This window comes from Mesorhizobium sp. NZP2298 (assembly GCF_013170825.1).
In the GTDB taxonomy this organism is placed as follows: domain Bacteria; phylum Pseudomonadota; class Alphaproteobacteria; order Rhizobiales; family Rhizobiaceae; genus Mesorhizobium.
In genome coordinates this window covers 865,164-882,496 of record NZ_CP033365.1, presented here as the reverse complement: position 1 = coordinate 882,496, position 17,333 = coordinate 865,164, and the positions used below count along the sequence as shown (strand labels likewise).

General features: G+C 64.7%; 23 protein-coding genes. 13 read left to right on the top strand and 10 right to left on the bottom strand.

The window, feature by feature from the left end; all coding sequences use genetic code 11:
- The first annotated feature begins 37 nt into the window (after positions 1 to 37).
- Genes EB231_RS04140 through EB231_RS04130 form a run of 3 tightly spaced genes read left to right on the top strand, consistent with a single transcriptional unit; the run spans position 38 to position 1,912 of the window.
- Positions 38 to 286: a hypothetical protein gene (locus EB231_RS04140; protein ID WP_172347715.1), complete on the top strand. Its 249-nt coding sequence runs from the start codon at positions 38 to 40 to the stop codon at positions 284 to 286.
- Positions 274 to 642 (top strand): YciI family protein, encoded by a 369-nt coding sequence (locus EB231_RS04135; RefSeq protein WP_172347714.1) that lies wholly within the window; start codon positions 274 to 276, stop codon positions 640 to 642. Before EB231_RS04140 ends, EB231_RS04135 begins: the two co-directional genes overlap by 13 nt.
- Positions 643 to 667: 25 nt before the next feature.
- On the top strand, positions 668 to 1,912 hold the full coding sequence (locus EB231_RS04130) for an RNA polymerase sigma factor (protein WP_172352806.1): 1,245 nt from the start codon (positions 668 to 670) through the stop codon (positions 1,910 to 1,912).
- A gap of 104 nt (positions 1,913 to 2,016) precedes the next feature.
- On the opposite strand, the gene EB231_RS04125 is transcribed toward EB231_RS04130, so the two are convergent.
- From EB231_RS04125 to hrcA, 6 genes are all read right to left on the bottom strand, one after another.
- A complete protein-coding gene (locus tag EB231_RS04125) occupies positions 2,017 to 2,643 on the bottom strand; it encodes a glutathione S-transferase family protein (RefSeq protein ID WP_172347713.1) in 627 nt (208 codons plus the stop codon).
- Between the two features lie 140 nt (positions 2,644 to 2,783).
- Positions 2,784 to 3,764, bottom strand: a complete 981-nt coding sequence (gene cysK / locus EB231_RS04120; RefSeq protein ID WP_172347712.1) for a cysteine synthase A — start codon at positions 3,762 to 3,764, stop codon at positions 2,784 to 2,786.
- A gap of 197 nt (positions 3,765 to 3,961) precedes the next feature.
- On the bottom strand, positions 3,962 to 4,579 hold the full coding sequence (locus EB231_RS04115; protein WP_172347711.1) for a LysE family translocator: 618 nt from the start codon (positions 4,577 to 4,579) through the stop codon (positions 3,962 to 3,964).
- 135 nt (positions 4,580 to 4,714) lie between these two features.
- On the bottom strand, positions 4,715 to 6,082 hold the full coding sequence (locus EB231_RS04110) for a PQQ-dependent sugar dehydrogenase (RefSeq protein ID WP_172347710.1): 1,368 nt from the start codon (positions 6,080 to 6,082) through the stop codon (positions 4,715 to 4,717).
- Between the two features lie 98 nt (positions 6,083 to 6,180).
- Entirely contained in the window at positions 6,181 to 6,378 is a 198-nt protein-coding gene (locus tag EB231_RS04105; protein ID WP_013892036.1) for a hypothetical protein, read from the bottom strand.
- A 40-nt stretch (positions 6,379 to 6,418) separates the two neighbouring features.
- A complete protein-coding gene (gene hrcA / locus EB231_RS04100; protein ID WP_010912575.1) occupies positions 6,419 to 7,501 on the bottom strand; it encodes a heat-inducible transcriptional repressor HrcA in 1,083 nt (360 codons plus the stop codon).
- 179 nt (positions 7,502 to 7,680) lie between these two features.
- Between hrcA and rph the strand changes: the two genes are divergently transcribed.
- Genes rph through EB231_RS04075 form a run of 5 tightly spaced genes read left to right on the top strand, consistent with a single transcriptional unit; the run spans position 7,681 to position 10,987 of the window.
- Positions 7,681 to 8,397 carry a ribonuclease PH gene (rph, locus tag EB231_RS04095; RefSeq protein ID WP_172347709.1) on the top strand — a complete coding sequence of 239 codons (717 nt, stop codon included), beginning with the start codon at positions 7,681 to 7,683 and terminating at the stop codon, positions 8,395 to 8,397.
- Positions 8,398 to 8,412: 15 nt separating this feature from the next.
- A complete protein-coding gene (locus EB231_RS04090; protein WP_172347708.1) occupies positions 8,413 to 8,823 on the top strand; it encodes a VOC family protein in 411 nt (136 codons plus the stop codon).
- Positions 8,823 to 9,485 carry an RdgB/HAM1 family non-canonical purine NTP pyrophosphatase gene (gene rdgB, locus EB231_RS04085; protein ID WP_172347707.1) on the top strand — a complete coding sequence of 221 codons (663 nt, stop codon included), beginning with the start codon at positions 8,823 to 8,825 and terminating at the stop codon, positions 9,483 to 9,485. The genes EB231_RS04090 and rdgB overlap by 1 nt, the downstream gene beginning before the upstream one ends.
- Positions 9,486 to 9,496: 11 nt before the next feature.
- The gene (gene hemW / locus EB231_RS04080; RefSeq protein ID WP_246740872.1) at positions 9,497 to 10,660 is read left to right on the top strand and encodes a radical SAM family heme chaperone HemW; all 1,164 of its coding nucleotides are present in this window, start codon (positions 9,497 to 9,499) and stop codon (positions 10,658 to 10,660) included.
- 3 nt (positions 10,661 to 10,663) lie between these two features.
- A complete protein-coding gene (locus EB231_RS04075) occupies positions 10,664 to 10,987 on the top strand; it encodes a low molecular weight protein tyrosine phosphatase family protein (RefSeq protein ID WP_172347705.1) in 324 nt (107 codons plus the stop codon).
- Here EB231_RS04075 and EB231_RS04070 read toward each other — a convergent pair.
- Genes EB231_RS04070 through EB231_RS04060 form a run of 3 tightly spaced genes read right to left on the bottom strand, consistent with a single transcriptional unit; the run spans position 10,929 to position 11,993 of the window.
- Complete coding sequence (locus tag EB231_RS04070; RefSeq protein WP_172347704.1) at positions 10,929 to 11,555, bottom strand: hypothetical protein; 627 nt, start codon at positions 11,553 to 11,555, stop codon at positions 10,929 to 10,931. The two genes, EB231_RS04075 and EB231_RS04070, sit on opposite strands and share 59 nt — an antisense overlap.
- Positions 11,556 to 11,611: 56 nt before the next feature.
- The gene (locus EB231_RS04065; RefSeq protein ID WP_172347703.1) at positions 11,612 to 11,800 is read right to left on the bottom strand and encodes a hypothetical protein; all 189 of its coding nucleotides are present in this window, start codon (positions 11,798 to 11,800) and stop codon (positions 11,612 to 11,614) included.
- A 7-nt stretch (positions 11,801 to 11,807) separates the two neighbouring features.
- Complete coding sequence (locus EB231_RS04060; RefSeq protein ID WP_172347702.1) at positions 11,808 to 11,993, bottom strand: hypothetical protein; 186 nt, start codon at positions 11,991 to 11,993, stop codon at positions 11,808 to 11,810.
- Positions 11,994 to 12,162: 169 nt separating this feature from the next.
- Here EB231_RS04060 and rsmI point away from each other — a divergent pair, with 169 nt between their 5' ends.
- Positions 12,163 to 13,074, top strand: a complete 912-nt coding sequence (gene rsmI, locus EB231_RS04055) for a 16S rRNA (cytidine(1402)-2'-O)-methyltransferase (RefSeq protein ID WP_172347701.1) — start codon at positions 12,163 to 12,165, stop codon at positions 13,072 to 13,074.
- Positions 13,067 to 13,444, top strand: a complete 378-nt coding sequence (locus tag EB231_RS04050) for a YraN family protein (RefSeq protein WP_172347700.1) — start codon at positions 13,067 to 13,069, stop codon at positions 13,442 to 13,444. Before rsmI ends, EB231_RS04050 begins: the two co-directional genes overlap by 8 nt.
- 181 nt (positions 13,445 to 13,625) lie before the next feature.
- Here the strand turns inward: EB231_RS04050 and EB231_RS04045 are convergent, their stop codons facing one another.
- Complete coding sequence (locus EB231_RS04045) at positions 13,626 to 14,432, bottom strand: undecaprenyl-diphosphate phosphatase (protein WP_172347699.1); 807 nt, start codon at positions 14,430 to 14,432, stop codon at positions 13,626 to 13,628.
- Positions 14,433 to 14,592: 160 nt separating this feature from the next.
- Here EB231_RS04045 and EB231_RS04040 point away from each other — a divergent pair, with 160 nt between their 5' ends.
- Genes EB231_RS04040 through EB231_RS04030 form a run of 3 tightly spaced genes read left to right on the top strand, consistent with a single transcriptional unit; the run spans position 14,593 to position 17,316 of the window.
- Positions 14,593 to 15,285 (top strand): glutathione S-transferase family protein, encoded by a 693-nt coding sequence (locus EB231_RS04040; protein WP_010912586.1) that lies wholly within the window; start codon positions 14,593 to 14,595, stop codon positions 15,283 to 15,285.
- The gene (gene queG, locus EB231_RS04035) at positions 15,266 to 16,420 is read left to right on the top strand and encodes a tRNA epoxyqueuosine(34) reductase QueG (RefSeq protein WP_172347698.1); all 1,155 of its coding nucleotides are present in this window, start codon (positions 15,266 to 15,268) and stop codon (positions 16,418 to 16,420) included. The genes EB231_RS04040 and queG overlap by 20 nt, the downstream gene beginning before the upstream one ends.
- Entirely contained in the window at positions 16,417 to 17,316 is a 900-nt protein-coding gene (locus tag EB231_RS04030; RefSeq protein WP_172347697.1) for an SDR family oxidoreductase, read from the top strand. Before queG ends, EB231_RS04030 begins: the two co-directional genes overlap by 4 nt.
- Positions 17,317 to 17,333: the final 17 nt, after the last annotated feature.

Here is a 17,333-nt window from a genome sequence, read left to right as displayed (position 1 = left end):
TGCATGAACCTCAACCGTGGCTCTGGGGGAGCAGTGCATGAAACTTCTCATCGTCGGTGGCTATGGCACGTTTGGCGGACGCATCATCCAATTGCTGGAGAGCGAGCCACGCTTTGCGGCCGCTCCGCCCTGGCATGACGAAGGTGGGAAGGCTTGTGTCGTGCCCGATCAGGGCCGAAAGTTTTTCCTGCGTCCTGTCGAAATCGACCGTCGCCGCGCGACATACGTCTGGCCCCGCAAGGACGCGGCCTTCGAAACACGGGAGAAGAACCCATGCGATACATGATTTTGATCAACAGCGACGAAGCCGCGCTGGCGAACACGCCGATCGAGAAGGCCCAGCAGATGAGCGCGGCCTATGCCGCTTATACCGAAGCGTTGAAGAAATCCGGTGCATGGCTCGCCGGCGAAAGGCTGCGCCCGAGCCAGGCGACCACCTCGGTGCGGATAACCGACGGCAAGACCAACGTGATTGACGGTCCCTATGCCGACACCAAGGAGCAGCTTGCCGGCTTCTACATGATCGAGGCGGCCGATATCGACACCGCCATCGAATGGGCGGCACGCTGTCCGGCGGCCAGCACCGGCGCGGTCGAGTTGCGGCCGATCTGGGAAATGGCCGACTACATGCCCAAGAAATGACGGCGTGTCCAGAAATGACGATATGATGGACAGTCGCCCGGAGATCGCCCGGGCGGCCGCCGAGGCCGCCGCCCGGCAGAGCTATGGCAAGCTGGTCGCCTGGCTCGCGGCGCGCACGCGCGACGTGGCCGCCGCCGAGGACGCGCTGGCCGATGCCTTTGCCGCGGCGCTCGAACGCTGGCCGAAGTCGGGCGTGCCCGAAAAGCCGGAAGCCTGGCTTCTGGCCGTGGCGCGTCGGCGTCGTGTCGATGCGGTTCGGCGGCGGCTCACCCGGGAGGCCGCCCGCGATCATCTCAAGCTGATCGCCGAGGAGATGGAGGCGCGCATGACCGACGAGGATCTGCCCGACGAACGGCTGCGGCTGATGTTTGCCTGCGCGCATCCAGCGATCGAACCGGGCGTGCGGGCGCCGCTGATCCTGCAGACCATTCTCGGCTTCGATGCCGCGACGATCGCTTCCGCCTTCCTGGTCTCGCCGGCAACGATGGGCCAACGCCTGGTGCGCGCCAAGACGCGGCTCCGCGAAACCGGCATTCCGTTCCGCGTGCCGGAGCGGGCCGAACTCGGCGAACGACTGGATGCCGTGCTGGAGGCGATCTATGCCGCTTTCGCCGAAGGCTGGTCGGATCCGGTCGGCACGGAGACTAGGGCGCGCAACCTCGCCACCGAAGGCATCTGGCTCGGCCGCCTGGTCGCCACGCTGATGCCGGAGGAGCCGGAAGCGCTTGGCCTGCTTGCGCTGATGCTGTTTGCCGAGGCGCGCCGTGCAGCCCGGCGTAGCGCCGAAGGCGACTTCGTGCCGCTGGCCGAACAGGACTTCGACCTGTGGGACCACGCCCTCATCGATGAGGCGGAAGCGCTTCTGTCCCATGCAGCGGCGAGCGGCGTCGTCGGCCGCTACCAGCTTGAGGCCGCCGTGCAGTCCGCCCACGCCGCGCGACGGCTGACCGGCCGCACCGACTGGGTGGCGATCCGTGAACTTTACGACGCCTTGCTTTCGATCGCCGGATCGCCGGTGGTGGCGATCAACCGTGCGGTGGCGCTCGCCGAGGCCGAGGGCGCCGTGGCGGGGCTGGCGGCCCTCTACGTGCTGGGTGACGACAAGCGGCTGAATGAGTATCAGCCTTACTGGGCGGCGCGGGCCGGTCTCCTGGCCAGGCTTGGCCAGGTGCCGCAGGCAACCGAAGCCTATGACAGGGCGATCGGCCTCGAACGCGATCCGGCGGTGCGCCGGTTCCTGCAGGGCAAACGCGCGGCGCTGCGAAACTGACCCTTAGAGCAATTCCAGGAAAAGTGTGAACGGTTTTCCGTCCGGAATTGCGTCAAAACAAAGAGTTAGGGTAGTTCGCCGTTTCCATGAAACGGTGAACTGCTCTAGCCCGGCCACATCTCGTGCGACGTGTTGAGCGTCTTCAGCAGTGGATGCTCGCGCAGCTTCGCCCACAAGCGTTCAATATCAGGCCATGCCGTCCGCGCGCTGTCGATGTCGGGATGCCAGGCCACGAGCATGACGAGATAGATGTCGGCCAGCGACATCGCCTCACCCACCAGCCAGTCACGGCCGCGCAAGGCGGCATCGAGAACGGCGAAGCCGCGGTCCATCTCGGCGACGGCCGCCTGCTTGACGGCTTTCGTGCCGTCGGCATCGGCCGTGTAGCGATAGGCGTAATACAGCCGCAGGATCGCGGGGTAGAGCACCGACGACATGAACGCCATCCAGCGCAGGAACTCGACGCGGGCCGGCGCGTCGATCGCCGGCGCCAGGCTGGCCTCGGGATGGCGTTCCGCAAGCAGGATGCAGATCGCCGCCGATTCGGTCATCGAGCGCCCGTCCGGCAAGGTCAGCACCGGCACCTGGTTCAGCGGGCTGATGTCGAGGAATGCCGGATCGGGCCGGTCGGACTTCGGCACGTCGATCTGCTCGAACGGCGCGTTCGCCAGCGCCAGCGCGGCCTCGACGACGAAGCCGCCGCTGCCCGGACGGGTATAGAGCTTGTACATGAATTCCTCCCCGGCCCGCGCAAAGCAGGCCGTGGGCGATATGAACCGGAAGCAGGGTGCTGCTCAAGCCGGATCGCTGGCGCCACGGAAGCCTTTTGAACGGTCCAGCGAGGAGCGGCGGTTCGTCGAAGGGGGGCGGATTACGCCCCCAGCCCTTCGAACAGGATCGTCGACAGATAGCGTTCAGCGAAGTCGGGAATGACCACGACCAGGGTCTTGCCCTTGTTCTCGGGCCGCGAGCCGACGACGATTGCCGCTTGCAGGGCAGCACCCGACGAAATGCCGACCGGCACGCCTTCGAGGCGGGCGACGAGACGCGCATTGGCCACCGAATCCTCGTTGGAAACCTTGACGATCTCATCATAGATCGTGGTGTCGAGGATCTTTGGCGCGAAGCCGGCGCCAATGCCCTGGATCTTGTGCGGGCCGGGCTGGCCGCCCGACAGCACCGGCGAGGCTTCCGGCTCGACGGCAACGACATGCACAGATGGCTTGTGCTTCTTCAACACCTGGCCGACGCCGGTGATGGTGCCGCCGGTGCCGATGCCGGCGACGAAGATGTCGACCTCACCCTGGGTGTCGTTCCAGATTTCCTGCGCTGTCGTCTTGCGGTGGATTTCCGGATTGGCGGGGTTTTCGAACTGCTGCGGAATGACGGCGTTGGGGATCGTCGCGGCCAGCTCGTCGGCCTTGGCGATGGCGCCCTTCATGCCTTTAGGACCTTCGGTCAGCACCAGTTCGGCACCGAGCAGCGCCAGCATTTTTCTGCGCTCGACCGACATCGTCTCCGGCATGGTCAGGATCAGCTTGTAGCCCTTGGCGGCGGCGGCGAAAGCGAGCGCGATGCCGGTATTGCCCGACGTCGGTTCGATCAATGTCGTCTTGCCGGGGGAAATCTTGCCTGCCGCCTCCAGTGCCTCGATCATCGCCACGCCGATGCGGTCCTTGACCGAGGCGATCGGGTTGAAGAATTCGAGCTTGGCCACGAGGTTGGCGACGATCCCCTTTTCCTTGGCGAACTTGTCGAGCCGTACCAGGGGCGTGTCGCCGATCGTGTCGGTGATGGACCTGTAGATGCGGCCGCGGCCGGGGGCGCGGGCGGAGGTGACGGGCTTGTTCATTGGTTTCGCTCCCAGAATTTCAGGCAAGTGGAGAATTTCAGGCAAGTGGCATTGTAGCGGCAAGATAGGGCTTTCAGCCGCGCAACATAAGCTGTCGGCCGAAAATATCCGAGTGGGGCCTGTGTCTAAAACGCCCTTGTCCCGGAAAAGCATTTCGCCGAAAAGCCTGACCTCGGAATGTTTTGGCTGAAAGGGTGCTACTGGCGGGCGGCGATCGCTGCCGCGGCGCCGACCATGAAGCCGGCGGCGGTGCGGTTCAGCACCTTCAGGGCGCGTGGCGATTTCAGGAACCAGCGCGCCTTGGCGGCCAGCGCCAGGTAAGGAACCAGCACGACGAACAGGACGACGACCGTCAGCGCGGCGAGAATGCCGTAGTCGGCCAGCGTGATGGTCCTCAGGTCGACGATGGTCGGCGTGATGGCGAGGTAGAAGATCATCGTCTTGGGATTGCCGAGCGTGACGGCGAGGCCGGCGACAAAGCTCGAAACCAGTCCGCCCTTGCCCTTCCTGGCCTCAACCGTTTCGGGCGTGATGCCGACGGTCCAGAAGCGCCAGCCCAGAAATGCCAGATAGGCGACGCCGGCCCATTTGATCGCCAGAAACACCATGCCGAAGGTCTGCGCGACAAAGGCGAGGCCAAGCACCACGGCGGTCAGATAGGTGAGGTCGCCGACCATCAGGCCGAAGAACATAGCCAGCGACGAGCGGAAGCCGGAGCCGAGCGCACGCGCGACAAGCGCGGTGATGCCGGGGCCGGGGATGGCGGCGGCGATGCCAAGGGCGGCGCTGTAGGTGAGGAAGCCGGTGAGGGTCATGGTTTCGGTCTCGGATCGGAGAGCCTTATCGCATGGAGCGGGCCACCGTTGAATTCCCTTGGGTTCGGAATCCATTGCACCAGACATCGCGGCCTTCGCCCTGTGCGGGGGCGCGCGCCAGCCGGGCAAGATCCCTCAGGAGCGGGCGCCACCATAGGTCACGCGCCAGATCGTGCCGTTGCCGTCCTCGGTGACGATCAGGGCACCGTCGCTCGCCACCGCCACGCCCACCGGCCGACCCCACACCTCGCCATTGGAGACCACGAAGCCGGTCATGAAATCCTCGTATTCGCCGGTCGGCTTGCCATCCTTGAACAGCAATCGGACGACCTTGTAGCCGGTCCTGTTGCCACGGTTCCACGAACCGTGCAGGGCCACAAAGGCGTCGCCCCTGTAGTCCTGGGGAAAACCGGTGCCGGCCGGAAAATCCTCGCGGTCGTAGAAGGCGATGTTGAGCGGCGCCGAATGCGCCTGCATCAGCACATCGGGAATGGTTGCCTTGCCGGAGAGATCGGGCCGCGCTCCCTTGTGGCGCGGATCCTCATTGTCGCCGATATAGTACCAGGGCCAGCCATAGAAGGCGCCGTCCTTGACGGATGTTGCGTACTCGAACGGCACATTGTCGCCGAGCGCATCGCGCTCGTTGACGACGCACCACAGCGCTCCGGTGGCCGGCTGCACGGTCATGCCCGAACAGTTGCGCAGGCCGGTGGCGACGATGCGGCCGCTCTTGCCGTCCGGGTCGAAGGCCAGCACGTCGGCGCGGCCGTCCTCGGAGCCCCATGTCGCGCCAAGCGGCTTCGACTTCACCCACGCTTCGAGGCCGCCATCCGGCGCCTTGCCCATGTCCTCGGCGATATTCGAACCCGAGCCGACCGACAGATAGAGCGTCTTGCCGTCAGGCGAAAAGGCGATATCGCGCGTCCAGTGATGGTTCGAGGGAATCTTGTCGACGATGGTTTGCGGCTCTCCGGCCGCCTTCAGTTCGCCATTGCGGTAGGCAAAGCGCACGATCCTGTCGCTGTTGGCGACATAGACCCATTGCGGGTCATTGCCCGGCGGATAGAAGGCGATGCCATAGGGCTGGTTGAGATTGCGGGCAAAGATGGCGTCTTCGGCGGGCTTGGCACTGTCCTTGGACAGGCGATAGACGCGGATCTGGTTGGCTTCGCTGTCGGCGACGAACAGGTCGCCGTTCGGCGCGACGCGCACGACGCGCGGATTGTCGATGCCCGCCGCGATCAGCTCGGCCGAGAATCCCGGCGGCAGTTGCGGCTTCGCGCCTGCCGGCATGTCGGCGAGCCCGGCGCTGTTCGAGGCGGATTTGGTGACATAGGGCTTCGGCAGGTCTTCCGGCTTGATCAGGCGGCGCACACCTGGCTTGTCGGCGCGCCAGTCGCCGAAGGCGGCCGCGCCTTTCAGCACCGGTTGGTCCGCCTGCTGTGCGAATGCCGCTGTCGCGAGAAGGAGCGCTGGAAGCGCCAGGCCGGCCAATCGGATCATCTTGTCCTCCATCTGGTCGCGAAGGAAACCAACGGCAGGTCTGTCCAGAAGTTCCGCCTCATACGATCCGTTGAGGAAGCGAAAGACCGGTTTCCGGCCTATGTCCCGGCAGCGTAGAAATCGTCGTCGAGGCGTTTTTCCAGCGCGACGAGATCCGCGGGCAGGGGCAGGCCCATGGCGCGCATCTCCCGCAGTTTTTCGCGCAGCTGTTCCTGGATTTCGTGCTGGTCTTCCGGCTGGTTGACCATCTCCTCGAGCAGCAGGCTGATCCGGGCCTTGAATTCTTCGAGCGCCATTCTTTTTCTCCTTGCTGCCCGTCTTTTGCTGTCCGGGGCGCTACCTTAACATGCGCGATATCAGCTGCGCGGTATAATCGACCATCGGCACGATGCGGGCGTAATTCAGCCGCGTCGGGCCGATGACGCCGAGCGCGCCGACGACGCGGGCATCCTTGTCGCGATAGGGCGCGACGACCAGCGACGAGCCGGACAGCGAGAACAGCTTGTTTTCCGAGCCGATGAAGATGCGCACGCCCGATCCCTGCTCGGCGAGGTCGAGCAGCTGGATCAGCCCGTCCTGCGTCTCCATGTCCTCGAACAGATGCCGCAGCAGCTCGATGTCGGCCTGGGCGGTGACGTTTTCGAGCAGGTTGGCGCGGCCGCGTACGATCAGCCGTGCCGGCAGGCCGCTTTCGGCGCCAGCCCACACCGCAAGCCCCTTCTCGACAAGGTCCTGCGACAGCGTGTCGAGAGCGGCTCGCGTCTCTTCCTTGATGCGGGCGATCTCGGTCCGCGCCTCGGCCAGCGTACGGCCGCGGATATGGGCGTTGAGGAAGTTCGAGGCCTCGTGCAGCTGCGAGACGGTGATGCCGGCCGGCAGTTCGACAACGCGGTTCTCGACGTCGCCATTCTGCGACACCAGCACGGCAAGCGCCTTGGTCGGTTCCAGCTGGATGAATTCGATATGCTTCAGCGCCACCTCGTTCTTGGCGGCCAGCACCAGGCCGGCGCCGCGCGACATGCCTGACAGCATCTGGCTGGCCTCGGTCAGCATGTGCTCCAGCGTCGCGCCCGAGCCGGAGGCCCGCACCTGTGCCTCGATGGTGCGGCGCTCCTCGTCGGAAAGGTCGCCAAGCTCCATGAAGGCATCGACGAAGAAACGCAGGCCGGCCTGCGTCGGCAGCCGGCCGGCCGAGATGTGCGGCGCGTAGATCAGCCCGAGGTGCTCGAGGTCGCTCATCACATTGCGGATGGTGGCCGGCGACAACGAGGAGGGCAGGATGCGCGACAGGCTGCGCGAGCCCACCGGCTCGCCATCCCTGAGATAGGAATCGACAATGCGCCGGAAGATGTCGCGTGAGCGCATGTCGAGTGATTGCAGTGCAAGCGGTTGCGAACCGGGATCGATTGCCTTGGTCATTCGGCCAAAAACCTCCTTGTTCAGGATATAGACTTCGGCACGGCGGGCGCAACCCGGTCTCTGTGTCGGATCATCCCGGGTGTCTGTGTCAGATCACCGGTCCGTTTTCCTTTGCGCGCTGCCCCCCATGCGTCTAAAAGCCGGCCACGATTCCGAAAAATGACTGGAAAGAAGCCCGAATGCGCCCCTCCAAACGCCAATTCGACGAAATGCGCGCCATCTCCTTCGAGCGCGGCGTCTCCAAGCACGCCGAAGGCTCGTGCCTGGTGAAGTTCGGTGACACCCATGTCCTGTGCACGGCGAGCCTCGAGGAAAAGGTGCCCGGCTGGATGCGCAATTCCGGAAAGGGCTGGGTGACGGCCGAATACGGCATGCTGCCGCGCTCGACCGGCGAGCGCATGCGCCGCGAGGCCTCCGCCGGCAAGCAGGGCGGCCGCACGCTGGAAATCCAGCGCCTCATCGGCCGTTCGCTGCGCGCCGTGGTCGATTTGCAGGCGCTGGGCGAACAGCAGATCACCGTCGACTGCGACGTCATCCAGGCCGATGGCGGCACCCGTACCGCCTCGATCACTGGCGGCTGGGTGGCGCTCCATGACTGCCTGCGCTGGATGGAAGCCCGGCAGATGGCCAGCGTCACCAAGGTGTTGAAGGACCATGTGGCGGCGATTTCCTGCGGCATCCATGACGGCCAGCCGGTCATCGATCTTGACTATCTCGAGGATTCCTCGGCCGGCACCGACGCCAATTTCGTCATGACCGGCAAGGGCGGCATTGTCGAGATCCAAGGCACCGCCGAGGGCGAGCCTTTCTCGGAAGAACAGTTCGCGGAATTGATGGGCCTGGCCAAGAAAGGCATTCAGCGCCTGGTCAGCCTGCAGCAGATGGCGGTGGCGTAAGCCATCGATTTTCTGGTGACCCCCTCCGGCATCCTTGAATCAGCCCTGTACGTCACCGATCTGGTGGCGGCGGAAGAATTCTATGTCGGCGTGCTCGGCCTCGACCTGCTCGGCAAGGTGGACGGCAGACATCTTTTCTTCCGCTGCGGGCCGGGCGTTCTGCTGGTCTTCAATGCCGAGGCGACCAAAATACCTCCGGCACCGGATGCTCGGCTGAAAGTGCCGCCGCATGGCGCGGTCGGCGAAGGTCATCTCTGCTTCGCGGCGAGCGCTACGGAAATCGCGGCTTGGAAAGCCCATCTGGAGGCAAAAAGAATTGCCATCGAAAGCGAATTCGAATGGCCGCAAGGCGGCCGTTCGCTCTATATACGCGACCCTTCGGGCAATTCGATCGAGTTCGCCGAGCCAAGAATCTGGGGCCTTTGATGCATTCTCTTGATGGAAAGAAGATCGTCGTCGCCAGCCACAATGCCGGCAAGCTGCGCGAATTCGCCGATCTGATGGGGCCATTCGGCTTCGAAGCGAAGTCGGCGAAGGACTATGGCCTGCCGGAGCCGGACGAGACCGGCACCACTTTCGAGGAGAATGCCTACATCAAGGCGCTGGCCGCCGCGCAAGCGACCGGCCTGCCGGCGTTGTCGGACGATTCGGGCCTCTGCGTCGACGCGCTCGATGGCGCGCCTGGCGTCTACACCGCCAACTGGGCCGAAACACCGGACGGATCGCGCGACTTCGCCATGGCCATGCAGCGCACCGAAGTGGCGCTGCAGGAAGTCGGCGCCGCTCTGCCGGAACAGCGCAGGGGCCGCTTTGTCGCCGTCATTTGCCTCGCCTTTCCCGATGGCGAGGCCGAATATTACCGCGGCGAGGCCGAAGGCACGCTGGTCTGGCCGCCACGCGGCGAGCTTGGCTTCGGCTATGATCCGGTGTTCTTGCCCAATGGCTTCGAGAAAACCTTCGGCGAGATGAGTGCCGAGGAAAAACACGGCTGGAAGCCGGGCCAGGCGACGGCGCTGTCGCACCGTGCCCGCGCTTTCCAGAAATTCGCCCAGGCGCGATTGAATTTGCCGCGATTGGGCTCGGCATGACTGGATCCGGCATGACCATGCCGCTCGATCGGGCGCCTGGCTTCGGCGTCTACATCCATTGGCCGTTCTGCGCGGCCAAGTGCCCTTATTGCGACTTCAACAGCCATGTCCGCCACCAGCCGGTCGACCAGGAGCGCTTTGCCGCCGCCTTCGAGGCGGAACTGGCGACGATGCGCCAGCGCACCGGGGCGCGCGAGGTGACCAGCATCTTTCTCGGCGGCGGCACGCCGTCGCTGATGAAGCCGGAAACGGTGGCGAGGGTCCTGGACGCCGTGGCGAGGAACTGGACGGTGCCTGAAGGCATCGAGGTGACGCTGGAGGCCAACCCGTCCTCGGTCGAGGCCGAGCGCTTTCGCGGCTACCGGGCGGCGGGCGTCAATCGCGTCTCGCTCGGCGTGCAGGCGCTGAACGACAAGGATCTGCGCTTCCTCGGCCGGCTGCACAATGTCGACGAAGCGCTGCACGCCATCGGCCTCGCGCGGGAAATATTCCCAAGGCTGTCCTTCGACCTGATCTACGCCCGCCCTGGCCAGACGCCGGAGGCCTGGGCATCCGAGCTCGAACAGGCGATCGGCCATGCCGCCGACCATCTGTCGCTCTACCAGCTGACCATCGAGGAAGGCACGCCCTTCCATGCGCTGCATGCGGCGAAGAAGTTCATCATTCCCGACAACGACCACGCCGCCGACCTCTATGCGCTGACGCAGGAGATAACGGCGGCGCATGGCCTGCCGGCCTACGAGATTTCCAACCACGCCAGGCCGGGCGCCGAGAGCCGGCACAACCTGACCTACTGGCGCTATGGCGAATATGTCGGTGTCGGTCCCGGCGCGCATGGCCGCTTCGTCGAGAATGGCCGCCGCACGGTGACGATAGCCGAGCGGATGCCGGAAACATGGGCCAATCTTGTCGAGGCCAAGGGCCATGGCGTTACCGGCGGCGAGATACTGACCCGCTCGGAAGAGGCCGACGAATTCCTGCTGATGGGACTGAGGCTCGCCGAAGGCATCGACCTCTCGCGCTACGAGGCGTTTTCCGGGCGCGGCCTGTCGAGCGCGCGGCTGTCCATGCTGCAGGGCGAGGGGCTGGTGGCGCCGATCGGCAATGCGCGGCTGCGCGCCACGCCGGCCGGCATGATCGTGCTCGACGCCGTGGTGGCCGACCTGGCACGCTGATCCTTGAAGAATATCCTCTTCGTCTGCAGCCAGAACCGCCTGCGCAGTCCGACCGCCGAGCAGGTGTTTTCAAAAAGTCGGGATATCGAGGTCGCGTCGGCGGGAACCAACCATGACGTGGATACGCCGCTGACGCATCAGCTTGTCGCCTGGGCCGACATCATCTTCGTCATGGAAAAGGCGCATCGCGCCAAGCTGCAGAAGAAATTCAAGATGAGCCTGAAGCAGGCTCGGGTTATCTGCCTCGACATACCGGATGATTATGAATTCATGGATCCGGAGCTGATCCGGATTCTCGAGGCCAAGGTCTCGCGATATCTGGGATGACTAGTGGCTTGCCGCGCGTGCCTGACCATGACGCGTCGGCCACCGCGCAATCCGGACCCGAGTCGACTTCAAAGAAGAAATCCTGATGGTGAAAATCGCCGCCGTCCTCCCAGGATTGTTGGGTGAGACCACAGCCTGCGTAGGAAAACACGTCGATCTTTATGGCCCGCGGCGCCTGGATCCATTGTCCGCCAACTTTATGGAACATGTAGTGTGATGTGGCTGGATCGTCTGAACGCATATGCAGGTGGATGCCCGGCATCGCGAATTGCGGATCAATGTCCAGTTGCAGGTAGGCTGCGGAGAGACCTTCGACGGTTATCCAGTCCCGACTGGAAATAGGTTGGTTGAGCGCCGGGTAGCGAATTCTCGCGAATTCCCGTTCCTCGGTTTCGCCGACCAGCACGCCTCGAAGCGAAAGTGTCTTGCCAAAGAGGCCACTGGCCGCCGTTGCCCTGAACTTGATCGTTCGTGGGCTTCGGGAGGCTGATGAAGAGCCGGCCTCCGCGTTGTTTCTTGTATCGGCTGAGGACGTGAAGGCGACAAGGCCGACCGCAAGGGCCAACATTCGCGGACCAACCAGCTTTTCAGTCCCGGTGCGCCTCAATTTTGTGAGCGATCTCGTCAGGCGTCGTGCTTGAACCGGCGCTTGCCGCGATCCTTCTCGGAATGCGCCTCTCCGTTCCGGGCCGGTTTGGCGTCAGCCTTTTCGCGGCGAACGCTGTGCTGGTCGTTCATCGGATGCGGGGGCACGCCTTCCCTGGCGCTTTTCGTTTCAAGACGGGTGATGAAGATATCGAAGCGATTGGGCATCGTTCGGTCAGTGCTCCGTCGTGCTGTCTGGTTTGTTGTCGGAAAGCCTGACATTGGTGGGCAAGGGCTTGGCGGCCCACTTGGTCAGGCTGGCGTCGTTCTCGGCAGGCAGGCGCTTGTCCCTGGGCAGGGAGGTACTGTTGCGGCCGGCATAGTAGGGCGCGAAAGCGTCCTGTATCTTCAGGCTGTCCATCCTGTCCTCCCTTGGGAATCAGGGGCTAAATCTGCCAAACCCGGTTTCGTTCCCTACTGTGGCGAAGGAATGGCGGTTACCTTACATCGGCGTGGGTTTTGCAAGCCGGCACCAGCCATGCCAAACAAGATTTGGCAGGCCAGACAGGGCTGAACGGAGACGGCATCAAGTGACCGATGAGACGGGCAGACGCAGCTATGTGATCGGGCAGACCGAAATCCCGGCCCGCCCGCTCGAGCCGGCGCTCTATCTGGTGGCGACCCCGATCGGCAACCTTGCCGACATCACGCTGCGCGCGCTGGAGACGCTGGCCGCCGCCGACATCGTCGCCTGCGAGGACACCAGGGTGTCGCGCGTGCTGCTCGACCGCTACGGCATCCGCCGCCGCACCACGGCCTATCACGAGCACAATGCCGGCGAGGCCGGACCGAAGTTGATCGCGGCCCTTCAGGCCGGCCAGAGCGTGGCGCTGATTTCCGATGCCGGCACGCCGCTCGTCTCCGATCCCGGCTACCGGCTGGTCGGCGAGGCGATCGACCACGGCATTCGTGTCGTGCCGATCCCTGGTCCGTCGGCCCCGCTTGCCGCGCTGACAGCGTCCGGCTTGCCGTCGGACGCCTTCCTGTTCGCCGGGTTTCTGCCCGTGAAATCAGGTCAGCGGCTGGCGCGGTTGGAAGCGCTGAAGGCGGTGCCGGCAACGCTGATCTTCTTTGAATCGCCGCGCCGGCTGGCCGAGTCCCTGGGCGCCATGGTCGAGGCGTTGGGCGGCGAGCGAAAGGCTGCTATCGGCAGGGAATTGACCAAGACCTTCGAGGAAATGCGTATCGGCACGCTGCGGGTGCTGGCCGACCACTATGCCGCGGCCGACACGCCGAAGGGCGAGGTCGTCGTCTGCATCGGTCCCGCCGAGGCCAAGGCGGACGAGCCGGCGGATATCGACCGCCTGCTCTTGTCGCTCGCCGCCGAAATGCCGGCTTCCAAGGCAGCGGCGGAAGCCGCCAAGATGACCGGAGGCCAGAAGCAGGCCCTCTATCGGCGGCTGTTGGAACTCAAGGACGCTTCCGGAGAGGGTAGTGGCTGAGCGCCCCAGCGCCAGCCGCCAGAAGGCCTATCGGCGCGGCCATCGCGGCGAATGGCTGGCGGCGGCCGCGCTGATGCTGAAGGGCTACCGGATTCTGGCGCGGCGCCACCGCACACGTTTCGGCGAGATCGACCTGATCGCGCGGCGCGGCGACCTGGTGCTGTTCGTCGAGGTCAAGGCGCGCCGCACGCTGATGGAAGCCATGGAGGCGATCAGCCATGAATCGGAGCGCCGCATCGAGGCGGCGGCGGACATCTGGCTGTCGCGCCAGGCGGATTATGGCAGGCTGTCGATGCGCTTCGACATGGTCGCAGTGCTGCCATGGCACTGGCCGGTGCATGTCGAGAACGCGTTTTATGGGAGGAGTTAGGGAGAGGGCTTACCTACGGGCGTTGATCGCCCTTCGCAGGCTCCCTGCCCTTCGGGCGTTCAGTCTCCTTCAAAAAAGGTCCACTGGACCTTCTGATCCGCCCGAAGGCGGACCGGGCCTTCACCGTTCGTCGCTCGGAAAGCCAAGCAATTGGCTTTCCGTCCGCTTCGCGGAACACGCCTCACCCCCAAACCATCAACGCCAGCAATCCGACAATCCCCACCGCCAGCCGCCACCAGCCGAACAGCGAGTAGCCGTTGCGCGAGACGTAATCGAGCAGGAAGCGCACCACGAAGAGCGCGGTGACGAAGGCGGCGACGAAGCCGATGGCGATGACCGGCAGGTCGGCTGAGGTCAGCACGTTGCGGTTCTTGAACAGGTCGAAGGCAAAGGCGCCGACCATGGTCGGAATGGCGAGAAAGAAGGAAAATTCCGCCGCCGCCCGCTTGTCGACGCCCAGAAGCAGCGCGCCGACGATGGTCGAGCCGGAGCGTGAGGTGCCGGGGATCAGCGACAGGCACTGGAAAAGCCCGATCTGCAGGTAAAGCCTGGTCGGGAACCGCTCGACGTCGCGATAGACCGGGTTCAGGTTCATGCGGTCCACCACCAGCAGGATGACGCCGCCGATGATCAGCATGATGCAGATCAGCCTCGGCGATTCGAACAGCACCGTCTTGATGAAGTCGTGCGCCAGCGCGCCGATGATCGCCGCCGGCAGGAAGGCGATCAGGATGCCGATCACGAAATGCCTCGTCAGCCGGTCGTGCGGCAGGTCGAGCAGCATCTGCCACAGGCGGCGGAAGTAGACGCTGAGGATCGCCAGGATCGCACCGAGCTGGATCAGGATCTCGAAGGCCTTGCCGGTCGAATGGAAGCCCAGGAAATGGCCGGCAAGCAGGATATGTCCGGTCGAGGAGACCGGTATGAATTCGGTCAGCCCCTCCAGCAGGCCGAGCAGCAGGGCTTCGACGAAGGTCTGGCTTTCCATGGCTACCTCGGCTTTTGCGCGACGGCTAACAGAACGGCTTGCTTGTCATGGCGTTGAACTGCCCCTATAGGTCGCAACACCCTGACGGCCCGCTAACCGGGCGGCCAAGACTTACCGGTGCGCCCTGCGATTCGCCAGTGCGCTTTATCATCGCGGAACCATGCTGACGCTTTTCCACCATCCCATGTTCGCAACTTGCCGCTTCGTCCGCCTCGCCTTTGGCGAGTATGGCGAGGAGCTGGCGCTGATCGAGGAAAAGCCGTGGACGCGGCGCAAGGAATTCCTGGCGCTGAACCCGGCCGGCACGCTGCCGATCCTGCTCGCTGAAGGCGACGTGCCGATCGTCGGCGCGACCGTGATCTCGGAATATCTCGACGAGACGCGCGGCGTCTTGAAGCGCGACAAGCGGCTGTTCGCCGAGGATCCGATGCAGCGCGCCGAAATCCGCCGGCTGATCGACTGGTACTTGAACAAGGCCGAAAGCGAAGTCACTCGCCATCTGGTGCGCGAGCGCGTGCTGAAGCCGATCATGCCGGAAACGGCCGGCGGCGGTTCGCCCGATTCTGGCGCCATCCGTGCGGCGCGCGCCAACATCCGCCAGCATATGAAATACACCAACTGGCTGGCCGGCACCCGCCATTGGCTGGCCGGCGGCAGGGTCACCTATGCCGATCTCGCCGCCGCCGCGACGCTGTCGGTGCTCGACTATCTCGGCGAGATCGATTGGCGCGAACACGCCGCGGCGCGCGAATGGTACACCAGGGTTAAGTCGCGGCCCTCCTTCCGGCCGCTCCTGACCGACCGTGTGCGCGGCCTGTCGCCGGTGTCGCATTATGCGGACCTCGACTTCTGACGCCGCAAAACTGCGCGCGCTGATCGACGCGGAGGCGTATCGCGCCGGCTTCGATGCCATTGCTGTCACCTCTCCCGATGCGATCCCGCTGGCTCCCGCGCGGCTGGCCGAGTTCGTCGCCGACGGCTTTCACGGCTCGATGGACTGGATCGCCGAGACGCTGGAAAGGCGCAGCGAGCCTTCCACGCTTTGGCCTGAAGTGCGCTCGATCATCGTGCTGGCGATGAATTACGGCCCCAACCATGATCCGCGCGACCTGCAGGCCCGCCACGACCGGGGCGCTATCTCCGTCTATGCGCAGAATCGCGACTATCACGATGTGATGAAGGGACGGCTGAAGGAAATCGCCGGCAAGATCGTGTCGCGCGCCGGCGGCGACGTGAAGGTCTTCGTCGACACCGCACCGGTGATGGAAAAACCGCTGGCGCAAGCCGCGGGCCTTGGCTGGCAGGGCAAGCACACCAATCTGGTCAGCCGCGAGCACGGCTCCTGGCTGTTCCTCGGCACCATCTTCACCACGGCCGAACTTGCGCCCGACCGCGCCGAGATCGACCATTGCGGCTCCTGTCGCGCCTGCCTGGACGCCTGCCCGACCGATGCCTTCCCCGCGCCCTACCGGCTCGATGCGCGGCGCTGCATCTCGTACCTCACCATCGAGAACAAAGGGCCGATCCCGCATGAATTCCGCGAAAAGATCGGCAACCGCATCTATGGCTGCGACGATTGTCTGGCCGCTTGCCCCTGGAACAAGTTCGCCCAGGTAGCCTCCGAAGCAAAGCTCGTCGCGCGCGCCGATTTGCGCGAGCCGCCGCTTGCCGAACTGCTCGAACTGGACGACGCGGCCTTCCGCGCCTTCTTCTCGGGGTCACCGATAAAGCGCATCGGCCGCGATCGTTTCATCCGCAACGTGCTGATCGCCGCTGGCAATTCCGGCGAGGCCGCCCTGGCCGGCATCGTGCGTGCGCTGCTCGGCGACGCCTCGCCGCTGGTGCGCGGCGCGGCAATATGGGCGCTGGCGCGGCTGGTGTCCGATGCCGAATATTCCGAGCGGGCCGCGAGCGGCCTGAACACCGAAAGCGATGGCGTCGTGCGCGAGGAATGGCGCCTGGCGCGGCCAGACAGGACGCATGCATGAGTGAAAAGCGGATATTCATCTTCGGCGCCGGCTATTCGGGCAGGGCCTTTGCCCGCGCCAATGCGGGGGCTGCCATGATCCTCGGCACGACGCGGTCCGAGGAAAAATTCGCGGCACTACGCCAGGCCGGCATCGCTCCGCTGCCGTTCGATGGCACGCTGACGGGCGAAATCGGCGAGGCGCTGGAGAAATCGACGCATCTGGTGATTTCAATCGCTCCCGAAGCGGCCGGCGATCCCGTGCTGAATGCCGCCCGCGACGCAATCGCGGGGATGCCAGCGCTGCAATGGATCGGCTATCTCTCCACGGTCGGTGTCTATGGCGACCATGGCGGCGCCTGGGTCGATGAAACGGCCACGTGCCGACCGGTGTCGAAACGCTCCGTCATGCGGGTCGAGGCTGAGCAGGCGTGGCTGAAGCTCGGCGAACATATCGGCCGGCCGGTGGCGATCCTGCGCCTGTCCGGCATCTATGGTCCGGGCCGCAATGCGCTGGTCAATCTGGAGAACGGCACGGCGCGGCGGCTGGTCAAGCCCGGCCAGGTGTTCAACCGCATTCATTGCGACGACATTGCCGGCGCGCTCTGGCGGCTCATCGCAGGCAACACAGGCGGCATTTTCAACGTCACCGATGATGAGCCGGCGCCGCCGCAGGATGTCGTTTCCTATGCCGCGTCGCTGATGGGCGTCGAGCCGCCGCCGGAAATTCCTTTCGACACCGCCCAACTTTCGCCCATGGCGCGGTCCTTCTATGGCGAGAACAAGCGTGTCGCCAATGCGGCGATCAAGGCGGCGGGCTATCGCTTTCGCTTTCCGGACTACCGCGTCGCCTTCGACCATATGTGGGCAAGCGGTGACTGGCGCGACGGCGAGGCACGCAGCCCGATGAAGGGCTGACGATCGAAGCGTCGTGC